Genomic DNA, 10,225 nt, shown 5'->3' with positions numbered 1-10,225 from the left:
ACCGGCACGCTGTTCCTGCGCACCGGGAGCCGCAGTGCCGACCGGCTGCTCTGGCTCGCCCACGCCAGCAGCCCGCGCGGCTCGCTGCGGCGCGGCCCGCTGCGCGGCTCCCGGCCTGCACCCGGCCGCCGGCCGGGAGCTGCCCGCCGGCCCGGCCGCGGAGCAGCTCGCGGGCCCGGCCGGGTCCGAGGACTCCGTGCTGTTCCCCACGGGTCGCGCGTTCGACGCCCTGGACGTGCCCGAGCAGGCCGGCCTGCAGGCCCTCGTCCGGCTGGAGCGGATGGGCACCCAGGTCGGGCCGGTCCTCGCCGCGCCGACCGGGCGGCTGCAGTTCCTGGTCGCGGCGGGCACCGCGCGGCAACTGCCCGACCTGCTCTACCGGATGGGCTGGGACGACGCCGCCCTCGACCTCGCCTGCCACGGCGAGGGCAGTTACGTGGCCGCGCCGCCGACCGTCCTCGGCGGCCTCGGCCCGGTGCGCTGGCTGCGCCGCCCCACCCGGGACAACGCCGGCTGTCCGCCGGAGGCGCGCCTGCTGCTCGGCACCCTCGCGTACGCCTGCCACCGCAGCCGCGAGCGGAGCGCCGAGCCGGCCTGGCTCGCCTCCTGACCGCCGGCCGCCCCCGGGAACGCCGGAGGGCCGCTCCCCCGGTGTCCCGGGAAAGCGGCCCTGCGACGGCGGTACGCCGGCGCTACTCGCCGATCAGCGCGTCGACGAACGCGGCCGGTTCGAACGGCGCGAGGTCGTCCGCGCCCTCACCGAGCCCGATCAGCTTGACCGGGACGCCCAACTCGCGCTGCACGGCGATCACGATGCCACCCTTGGCCGTGCCGTCCAGCTTGGTCAGCACGATGCCGGTGATGTCGACGACCTCGGCGAAGACCCGGGCCTGGACCAGGCCGTTCTGGCCGGTGGTGGCGTCCAGCACGAGCAGGACCTCGTCCACCGGGCCGTGCTTCTCGACGACCCGCTTGACCTTGCCGAGCTCGTCCATCAGGCCGGTCTTGGTGTGCAGCCGTCCGGCGGTGTCCACCAGGACGGTGTCGGCGCCCTCGGCGATGCCCTCCTTGACGGCCTCGAAGGCGACCGAGGCCGGGTCGCCGCCCTCGGGCCCGCGCACCGTCCGCGCACCGACCCGCTCGCCCCAGGTCTGCAGCTGGTCGGCGGCGGCGGCACGGAAGGTGTCGGCCGCGCCGAAAACCACCTTGCGGCCGTCCGCCACCAGGACCCGGCCGAGCTTGCCCGAGGTGGTGGTCTTGCCGACACCGTTCACGCCGACCACCAGGACGACGGCCGGGCGGCCGTCGCCGTGCTTGGCGGTGTGCAGCGTACGGTCGACGTCCTCGCCGATCAGCAGCACGAGCTCCTCGTGCAGCAGGGCGCGCAGCTCGGCGGGGGTGCGGGTGCCGAGCACCTTCACCCGGGTGCGCAGCCGCTCGACCAGCTCCTGGGTCGGCTTCACGCCCACGTCGGCGACGAGCAGGGTCTCCTCGATCTCCTCCCAGGTGTCCTCGTCGAGGCGCTCGCGCGAGAGCAGCGTGAGCAGCCCCTTGCCGAGCGAGTTCTGCGAACGGGACAGCCGCGAGCGCAGCCGGATCAGCCGCCCGGCGGTCGGCTCGGGCACTTCGAGGGCGGGTGCCTCCACGACCGGCGGGAGTTCGATCTCCTCGACGGTCTGGACGGGCACCTCGACCGGTGGCGCGGCCTCGTCCCCGACCTGGGGCTCGGGCCGGGGCTCGGCCGGCGCCTTCGGCGCGGTGATGACCGGTGCCGTGGCCTTCGGCGGCAGCTCCCTGCGCCGTCTCCCGCTGACGACGAGGCCCGCGACCGCGCCGATGACGGCCACGGCGATGACCACGGCAAGGATCACGAATTCCACATCAAACTCCTTCGCTGGGTGCCCGTCCGTGAGGGCGGGGGTACTGGTGATCCTTCGCCCGGCGGGCCGGAGCGCCGCCGCTTCACTGCCTGGCCCCGCCCGGCGCCGCTGACCGGCGGCGGGTGCGGCCTGCTGCCCTCAGGGGATCGTCGGGCGGCCTGCTGAGCAGCCCCCTCGCGGGCGAGGGGGAGGAGTCACAACCCTCCCAGTATCGGTGACCGTCCCGTCGAACCGGCACACACCCGGCTCAGGCCACGGCGGCGTCCGCGGACTCCGGCTGCGGACGGCGCGGTGCGGCGGGCGGGCGCTCCTGGCGCTCTCCCCCGGCCCGGCGGCCGGGAGGTGCCCCCTCGCGCAGCCGCTGGCTGATCACCTGCGAGATGCCGTCGCCCTTCATGGTGACGCCGTAGAGCGCGTCGGCGGACTCCATGGTGAGTTTCTGGTGGGTGATCACGATCAGCTGCGAGCTCTCCCGCAGCTCCTCCATGATCGAGACGAGCCGCCGCAGGTTGGTCTCGTCGAGCGCCGCCTCCACCTCGTCCATCACGTAGAACGGACTCGGCCGCGCCTTGAAGATCGACACGAGCAGTGCCACCGCCGTCAGCGAGCGCTCACCGCCGGAGAGCAGCGACAGCCGCTTGACCTTCTTGCCCGGCGGGCGGGCCTCCACGTCCACGCCGGTGGTCAGCATGTTGCCGGGGTCGGTCAGCACGAGCCGCCCCTCGCCGCCCGGGAACAGCCGGGAGAACACGCCTTCGAACTGCGCCGCCGTGTCGTGGTAGGCCGCGGTGAACAGCTGCTCGACCCGGACGTCGACGTCCTTGACGATCTCCAACAGGTCGCGCCGGCTGCGCTTGAGGTCGTCCAGCTGCTCCCCGAGGAACTGGTGCCGCTCCTCCAAGGCCGCGAACTCCTCCAGCGCCAGCGGGTTGACCTTGCCGAGCTGCTGGTACGCCCGTTCGGCGGCCCGCAGCCGCTTCTCCTGCTCGGCGCGGACGTAGGGCGCCGGCTCCCCCGGCTCCTGGCCGTCCTCGGCAGCCCCCGGCGGTACGGGTACGTCCGGGCCGAACCCGGCGAGCAGTTCGCCGCCCTCGATGCCGTACTCCTCGACGGCCCTGGTCTCCAGCTGCTCGATCCGCAGCCGTTTCTCGGCCCGCAGCACCTCGTCGCGGTGGCCGGCGTCGACCAGTCCGTCCAGTTCGGCCTTGAGCTCCCGGCCCGCCTCCCGCCCGGCGCGCAGTTCGCTCTCCCGGCCGCCCCTGGCCAGTTCCGCCTCGTCGCGTTCGGCGGCGGCGCGGGCCAGCGAGACCTCCAGGCAGGCGAGCAGCTGCCGGCTCCCGGCCGCGACGGCGCTCGCCACGCCCGCCTCGTGCCGGGCGCGCTCGCGCCGCGCGGCGGCCCTGGTCCGCGCTTCGCGCTCGGCCCGGGCGGCCCGGTCGAGCTGGTCGGCCCGGCCGGCCAGCCCCCGCACGCGTTCCTCGTGGGTCCGGACGGCCAGCCGGGTCTCCAGTTCGGCCTGCCGGGCCTGCACCGCGGCCTCGGCCAGCCTGGTCTGCTCGGCCGGGTCGGGCTCCTGCTCACCGGTATCGGCCGACTCCTGTGCCACGGCCAGCCGCTCGGCGAGTTCGTCGGCGGCGGCCCTGGCCTGCTCCAGCCCCGCCCCGGCGCGGGCTGCCGACGCCGCGAGCCGCTCCGCCTCCCCGGCGGCGGCCCTGGCCTGGCCGCCCAGACGGCCCAGCGCACCGGCCACCTGGGCCCGTTCCTTCTCGGCCTGCCGTGCGCGCAGGGCGAGTTGCTCCACCTCGGCGGCCGACTCGCGGCGCCGGTCGGCTGCTTCGGCCAGTTGCTCGGTGAGCCGGGCGCAGCGGGCGGTCAGTTCCCCGATCGCCCGGGTGGCCTCGTCGACCGCCGCGCCGGTCTCCAGCAGGCTCGGCGCGCCGGCCGAGCCGCCTTGCGCGAAGCCCGCGCCGAGCTGGTCACCGGCTCGGGTGAAGGCCGACAACTCCGGCCTTTCCAGTACGAGTTGCTGCGCCTCGTCGAGCCCGTCGAGCACGACGGCGTGGGCCAGCAGCGCCTGCACGGCGGACAGCAGGCCGGCCGGGCCGGTCACCAGGTCGCCGGCCCAGCGGGCACCGCCGGGCAGCCCTCCGGGCCTGGTCGCGCCGGGCGGGCGGCCGGCGATCAGCAGTGCGGCCCGGCCCGCGTCGTCCTCGCGCAGCAGGCGCAGCGCCCGTACGGCGGTGTCGAGGCCGTCGACGACGACCGCGTCCGCCGCCGCCCCGAGCGCCGCGGCGAGGGCGACCTCGTACCCGGGTTCGGCCTTCAGCAGTTCGGCGGCCGGGCCGAGCAGCCCGGCCAGCCGCTCGCCGGCCGCGAGCAGGGCGCCGCTGCCGTCCTTGCGCCGCAGGCCGAGTGCCAGGGCGTCGCGGCGGGCCGTGGTCGCGGCCCGGTCGCGGTCGGCGGCGGCCGCCGCGTCGCGGACGGCCGCGAGTTCGCGGTCGGCCTCGGCGAGCCGGGCGCGGGCGTCCTGCTGGGCGCTCTCCAGGCCTTCGTCGCCGGCCGCCAGGCCGTCCACCTCGCACTGGAGCTGCTGGAACTCCTCCTGTGCGGCCTCGGCGCGGACGAGTGCCTCGTCCCTGGCGCCGGCGAGGCGGCCGATCTCCTCCTCGGCGCCGACGGCCCTGGAGCGGGCGGCCGCAGCCTGTCCCTGCAGTCGGACGAGGCCTTCGCGGCGGTCCGCCAGGGCGCGCGCGATGCTCTTCGAGCGGCGTTCCTCCTCGGCGAGTTCACGCTCCCGTCCGATCCGGGTCTCGACCGCCTCGGCGAGTGCGTACTGCGCCTCCTCCAGCGCCTCGGCGAGTGCGGCCTCCTCCTCCCGGACGTGCTCCGCCTCGCGTTCCAGCTCCTCCGGATCGCGCCCGCGCCGCTCCTCGGCCTGCCCGCTGCTCGCGGCGTGCCGGGCCCTGGCCTCGGCGAGGCCGATCGTCCCCCTGGCCCGTTCGGTCAGCGCCGACAGCTCGTACCAGGTCTGCCGGGCGGCCTCCAGACGCGGCCCGAGCTGCTGGACCTGGGCCTCCAGCACCGCCTCGCGCTGCTGGGCACGGGCGAGTTCCTGCTCGACGGCGGCGCGGCGCTCACGCAGCGCGCGTTCGTCCGCGACCTCGGCCTCGACGGCCTGCCGGAGGGTGAGCAGGTCGTCGGCCAGCAGCCGGAGCCGGGCGTCGCGCAGGTCGGCCTGGATGCCGGCGGCCCGGCGGGCGGTCTTCGCCTGCCGGCCGAGCGGGCCGAGCTGGCGGCGCAGTTCGGCGACGAGGTCCTGGACGCGGTTGAGGTTGACCTGCATCGCGTCCAGTTTGCGCAGCGCCTTCTCCTTGCGCTTGCGGTGCTTGAGGACGCCGGCCGCCTCCTCGATGAAGGCCCGGCGGCCCATCGGGTCGGCGTGCAGGACGGAGTCGAGCTGGCCCTGCCCGACGATGACGTGCATCTCGCGGCCGATGCCGGAGTCGGAGAGCAGTTCCTGGATGTCCAGCAGCCGGCAGGTCGTCCCGTTGAGCGCGTACTCGCTGCCGCCGTTGCGGAACAGCGTCCGGGTGATGGTCACCTCGGTGTAGTCGATGGGCAGCGCGCCGTCGGAGTTGTCGATGGTGAGGCTGACCTCGGCCCGGCCGAGGGGGCTGCGCCCGCTCGTCCCGGCGAAGATGACGTCCTCCATCTTCCCGCCGCGCAGCGACTTGGCGCCCTGCTCGCCCATCACCCAGGACAGTGCGTCCACCACGTTGGACTTGCCGGAGCCGTTCGGGCCGACCACGCAGGTGATGCCCGGCTCGAAGCGCAGGGTGGTGGCGGACGCGAAGGACTTGAAGCCGCGCAGGGTCAGACTCTTCAGGTGCACGCGCAGGCACTCCTCGTCGCTCGCCCGGCCCCCCGGTCTGCGACTGTATCCGCCCGGGTGCGCGGACGGTTTCAGGCCCGCTGGGGGAGGGCAGCCTTAGCTGCAAAGGACTTCGGGGCGACGGGCGGAGGCTTCGGGGCCCGGGACGGAAGGACGCTCGGACCAAACGACGAAGGGACGCCTGTCAGGGCGTCCCTTGCAAGCTGCGTCCCTTGCGGGAGTTCGACGCACAGTGGCGTCGAGGCTCAACAGCGTCGATCCGTGAGGGTGTGACCGGGATCAGGTGAGGGCCGGCTCGCGCTGATCCAGATCGATGCTGCGGAGCAGCGAGTGCTCGTCAGCGACAGCCGCGAGCGCGTCGTTCTCGGCCTGCATCCGAATCAACTCGGATTCCAGGTCCTGGACGCGCTGCTGAAGCCGTCGCACCTCGGAGAGCATTCGCGGGTCGGGGCCGCCGACGTACCCGAGAAGCGCCTTTGCCATGATGAGTGGTCCTCCACGCTGAGTGACCGAACCTGAGCGGTATGGGTCTAGGGGGAAGGGAAACGCACGCGCGTCGCGCCACCGGCAGTGCTGGCTGGGCACTACAGAACATCCACCGTGAGCTGGGCCCACGGGGCATGCGCCTACCGGGAAAACGCGGTCGTGTGCGCGGGTTTCCAGCGTCTCACCAAAGACGGAACGGGTCAACACGATCACCGCACGCTACCGCGCCCCTGTCACCTGCGCGGCGGAAGCTGCACGCCGGGCGGTGTCGGGCGGGGGCCACCGAGGTACTGGTGGATCACTGCTCGATGCGGAGTCAACCACGAGTCTGCCCGGAAGGCAACCGCATGACACCGGCAGTTCTGGACGGATCGGCCGAGTCCGCGGCGCGGCCCCGGCCGGAGTTGCCAACGACCCGGCCGGCCGTCATCCGCGCAGGTGACTCCCGCGATTCGTCCGACGGACCGACAGATCCGATCGTCGGACCGGCCCCGGGCCGGGCGGGCCACGGACGGGTCAGCGGATCGCGAACCCGTCGTAGCCGTCACCGGTGGCCGTCCAGATCTCGGTGACACCGGAGACCGCGCCGGGGGTGTCCGGTCCGCGCAGCAGGGCGAGCAGGTGTTCGCAGTCGGCCGGAAGGCCTTCGGCCACCACCTGGACCCGGCCGTCGTCGAGGTTGCTCGCATAGCCGGTCAGGCCGATCTCCAGCGCCCGGGCCCGCGTCCACCAGCGGAAGCCCACCTGCTGCACCCTGCCCCGGACCCAGGCGGTGGCCCGTACGGGTTCGTTGCTGTCGCGACCATGCATGTCCACGACCTTATCCGCACCTTCCGCGGGCCGCCCCAGGCAACTGCACCCCTCCCTCACCTCTCCTTTTCCGTCCGTCCTCTCCTGTCACAGCGGACATGCCCTAGAGTCCTCACCGATCGCTCACAGTTTCGGGAGGGGCCAGCGCGATGGCACGACACGCACGCGGCGCGCAGCCCGCCCTCGTTCAGGACCCGGCCGAGCCGGTCGGACGGGCGGGCCGGCGGCACGCCCGCGCCGCGAAGCAGAAGCGGCGGCGCCGCACCGGCGGCCTGCTCGCCATCTGCGCCACCGCGCTCGCGGCCGGAGCGGGCGGCGTGGTCAGCGGCGTCCTGCCCGCACCGGACGCGTCGGTGGTCGCGGGCGACCTGCCGGTGGGCGGGCTGCCGCTCGCCGACGCGGCGACCCCCAACGGCGCGACCCCGGGCGGTGCCACCACCCCGGCCGGCGCCTCGCCGTCGACGGCCGCGACGCCGCACACCGACCCCTCCCCCGCGGCCGACCGCGGCGTGGCCCGTCCGCCGCTCGCCTCGCCGACGGCCACCGCCACCGCGACGACCGCGACGGCGAGCCCCACCGCGTCGGCCTCCCCCTCCAAGACCGCCGCACCGACCGCCGCGCCGACCACGGCCTCCCCGAGCGCCACCGCGAAGGCCTCGGCGAGCGCGAGTCCGGGGGCGAAGGCGGCCACCCCGGCCGCCGCCGTCCTCGCCCTGGTCAACGAGCAGCGTGCGCTGGCCGGCTGCTCGCCCGTCACCGCCGACGCGCGCCTGGACTCCCTGGCGACGGCCTTCAGCGACGACATGGCGGCGCGCGGCTTCTTCGACCACACCGACCCGGACGGTCACACCCCGTGGGACCGGGCGAAGGCCGCCGGCATCACCAACCTGGGCGGCGAGAACATCGCCCGCGGCCAGGCCACGCCGGAGGCCGTCATGACGGCCTGGATGAACAGCCCCGGCCACCGCGCGAACATCCTGAACTGCAAGTTCACCACGCTCGGCATCGGCGTCCACCAGGGCCCGGGCGGCCCCTGGTGGACCCAGGACTTCGGCTACTGAGCCGACCCGGAGGACCCCTGCGGGGCCGGCGCCCCCTCGGGCGTCGGCCCTTCGCGGTTCCAGCCCGGCGAGTGGATCTCCAGGCCGAGGTCGCCGCCCCGGGCCTCCTCGCCGCACGTCCGGCACGTCCAGACCGGGTCGAGCGGGTGCGGCCGGTGCCCGTCGGGGTCGTGCAGCAGGGTCACCGGAGGGTCCGGCAGGAGCCAGCGGTCGCCCCAGGCGAGCAGTGACTGGGTGAGCGGCGCGAGATCCCGGCCGGCTTCGGTCAGGTGGTACTCGTAGCGCGGCGGGTGCTCGCTGTACGCGCGGCGTTCGACCACGCCGGCCTCTTCCAGGGCGCGCAGCCTGGCCGTGAGCCGGTCGCGCGGGGCGCCCGTGTTGAGGGCGATCCGGTCGAAGCGGTGGTTGCCGTAGAACAGCTCGCGCACCGCGAGCAGGGCCCATTTCTCGCCGAGCACCTTGAGGGCGGCGGCGATCGAGCAGGGCCGGCCGGGGATGCCTTCGAGCGTGTTCCGGTTCACGCCGACCAGCCTGCCACAGGGGGTTGCGTTTTCAAACTCAGTCCGGCTAGCTTCCTGCCATGCAGAAAGTTGGATATTCAAACTCACTGGCGGAGCAGTCGCCGCCCGCACCCCGGGGCGGGCGGGCCGTCCTCTTCGTGGTGGCCGCCGCCGTCTTCGTGTCCAACCTCGACCTGTTCGTCGTGAACGTCGCGCTGCCCGCGATGAACGAGCACTTCGGCGCCAGCACCCTGGCCTCGCTCTCCTGGGTCCTCAACGGCTACGCGATCGTGTTCGCGGCCCTGCTCGTCCCCGCCGGGCGGCTCGCCGACCGGATCGGCCACCGCACCGCCTTCCTGGGCGGACTGGCCCTGTTCACCACCGCGTCCGCCCTCTGCGCGCTCGCACCCGGCGTGGCCTGGCTGGTCGCCGCCCGGCTGCTCCAGGCCGTCGGGGCGGCCCTGCTGATGCCCTCCTCGCTCGCCCTCCTGCTGGACTCCACCCGGCCGGAGCGACGTCCGGCGGCCGTCCGGGCCTGGGCCTCGATCGGCGGCGTCGCGGCCGGACTCGGGCCGGTGGCGGGCGGGCTGCTGGTCGAACTCGACTGGCGCTGGGTGTTCCTGGTGAACCTCCCGGTCGGGCTGGCCGCCCTGGTGGCCGGCGCCCGGGTGCTGCCCCGCCTCGCCGGCCGCGCGGCCGAGCCGCTGCCGGACGTCGTGGGCGCCGCGCTGCTGACCGCGGCCGTCGCCCTGCTCGCCGTCGGCCTGGTGAAGTCCGGCGAGTGGGGCTGGGGCTCGGCCCGGGTGACCGGCGCGCTGGCCGCTGCACTCGCGCTCACCGCCTGGTTCCTGCTGCGCTCCGCCCGGCACCCGGCCCCGGTCGTCGAACTGCCACTGCTGCGGGTGCCCACCTTCGCCGCCGCCAACGCCACCGCGCTGCTGTTCACCGCGGCCTTCGCCGGCATGCTGCTGACCTCGGTGCTCTGGTGCCAGGACGTCTGGGGCTACTCGGCGCTGCGGACGGGCCTCGCGCTGGCCCCCGGGCCGCTGCTGGTGCCGCCGGTGACACTGGCGAGCGGCCCGCTGGTGCGCCGGCTCGGCCACGGCGGGCTGTCCGTCCTCGGCACGCTGGTCTTCGCGGCGGGCATCGGCTGGTGGGCGGTGGCGATCGGTACCACCCCCGGCTACGTCGGCGAGCTGCTTCCCGGCATGCTGCTGACCGGCCTCGGTGTCGGCCTCACCGTGCCCACCCTGATCGGCGCGGCCGCCGCGGCGCTGCCGCCGGCCCGGTTCGCCACCGGTTCGGCGGTGACCACGATGGCCCGGCAGATCGGCGCGGTGGTCGGGGTCGCCGTGGTGATCAGCGTGCTGGGCACCCCGGTCGGTGCGCAGGCCGCACTGGACGCCTTCCGCCGCGGTTGGCTGGCCGTCGTCGCGGCCACCCTGCTCGCCACGGGCGCCGCCGCCTTGCTGGCGCTCGCCCAGCGCCGGGCCGCCCGCGCGGGCGTCTGAGCCGTAGCGGCCGCCCGTCAGGCCGTCTGCGGCCGGAGCGCCGCGCGCCCCGGCCACGACGGACGCGCGGCCCCTCCACCGTCGC

At 75.1% G+C, this 10,225-nt stretch carries 8 protein-coding genes; 3 read left to right on the top strand and 5 right to left on the bottom strand.

The window, feature by feature from the left end; translation table 11 throughout:
- A partial coding sequence (locus ACFUK0_RS38070; protein ID WP_380258289.1) for a bifunctional DNA primase/polymerase occupies positions 1-610 on the top strand: 610 nt, incomplete at its 5' end.
- A gap of 82 nt (positions 611-692) precedes the next feature.
- Here ACFUK0_RS38070 and ftsY read toward each other — a convergent pair.
- The 4 genes from ftsY to ACFUK0_RS38050 all read right to left on the bottom strand — a co-directional run bounded on the left by ftsY (position 693) and on the right by ACFUK0_RS38050 (position 7,068).
- Positions 693-1,880, bottom strand: a complete 1,188-nt coding sequence (gene ftsY / locus ACFUK0_RS38065; RefSeq protein ID WP_380258287.1) for a signal recognition particle-docking protein FtsY — start codon at positions 1,878-1,880, stop codon at positions 693-695.
- Positions 1,881-2,127: 247 nt separating this feature from the next.
- The gene (gene smc / locus ACFUK0_RS38060; RefSeq protein ID WP_380258284.1) at positions 2,128-5,772 is read right to left on the bottom strand and encodes a chromosome segregation protein SMC; all 3,645 of its coding nucleotides are present in this window, start codon (positions 5,770-5,772) and stop codon (positions 2,128-2,130) included.
- Between the two features lie 279 nt (positions 5,773-6,051).
- Positions 6,052-6,255, bottom strand: a complete 204-nt coding sequence (locus ACFUK0_RS38055; protein WP_380258282.1) for a hypothetical protein — start codon at positions 6,253-6,255, stop codon at positions 6,052-6,054.
- A gap of 519 nt (positions 6,256-6,774) precedes the next feature.
- Positions 6,775-7,068, bottom strand: coding sequence for an acylphosphatase (locus ACFUK0_RS38050; protein WP_380258280.1), 294 nt, complete (start codon positions 7,066-7,068; stop codon positions 6,775-6,777).
- A 149-nt stretch (positions 7,069-7,217) separates the two neighbouring features.
- On the opposite strand from ACFUK0_RS38050, the gene ACFUK0_RS38045 reads away from it, so the two are divergent.
- Entirely contained in the window at positions 7,218-8,129 is a 912-nt protein-coding gene (locus tag ACFUK0_RS38045) for a CAP domain-containing protein (protein ID WP_380258277.1), read from the top strand.
- On the opposite strand, the gene ACFUK0_RS38040 is transcribed toward ACFUK0_RS38045, so the two are convergent.
- Complete coding sequence (locus ACFUK0_RS38040) at positions 8,123-8,650, bottom strand: winged helix-turn-helix transcriptional regulator (RefSeq protein ID WP_380258275.1); 528 nt, start codon at positions 8,648-8,650, stop codon at positions 8,123-8,125. The two genes, ACFUK0_RS38045 and ACFUK0_RS38040, sit on opposite strands and share 7 nt — an antisense overlap.
- A 59-nt stretch (positions 8,651-8,709) precedes the next feature.
- On the opposite strand from ACFUK0_RS38040, the gene ACFUK0_RS38035 reads away from it, so the two are divergent.
- The gene (locus ACFUK0_RS38035; protein WP_380258273.1) at positions 8,710-10,140 is read left to right on the top strand and encodes an MFS transporter; all 1,431 of its coding nucleotides are present in this window, start codon (positions 8,710-8,712) and stop codon (positions 10,138-10,140) included.
- Positions 10,141-10,225 lie beyond the last annotated feature (85 nt).

It is taken from the genome of Kitasatospora sp. NPDC057223 (assembly GCF_042669755.1).
Classification (GTDB): domain Bacteria; phylum Actinomycetota; class Actinomycetes; order Streptomycetales; family Streptomycetaceae; genus Kitasatospora.
The sequence above is the reverse complement of the archived record's forward strand: the minus strand, read 5'-3'. Positions and strand labels throughout refer to the sequence as shown.

Excerpts from the sequence above, each read along its gene's own strand:
- ACFUK0_RS38055 (WP_380258282.1), bottom strand. The coding sequence starts at position 6,255 with ATGGCAAAGGCGCTTCTCGGGTACGTCGGCGGCCCCGACCCGCGAATG.
- ACFUK0_RS38050 (WP_380258280.1), bottom strand. The coding sequence starts at position 7,068 with ATGCATGGTCGCGACAGCAACGAACCCGTACGGGCCACCGCCTGGGTC.
- ACFUK0_RS38045 (WP_380258277.1), top strand. The coding sequence starts at position 7,218 with ATGGCACGACACGCACGCGGCGCGCAGCCCGCCCTCGTTCAGGACCCG.
- ACFUK0_RS38035 (WP_380258273.1), top strand. The coding sequence starts at position 8,710 with ATGCAGAAAGTTGGATATTCAAACTCACTGGCGGAGCAGTCGCCGCCC.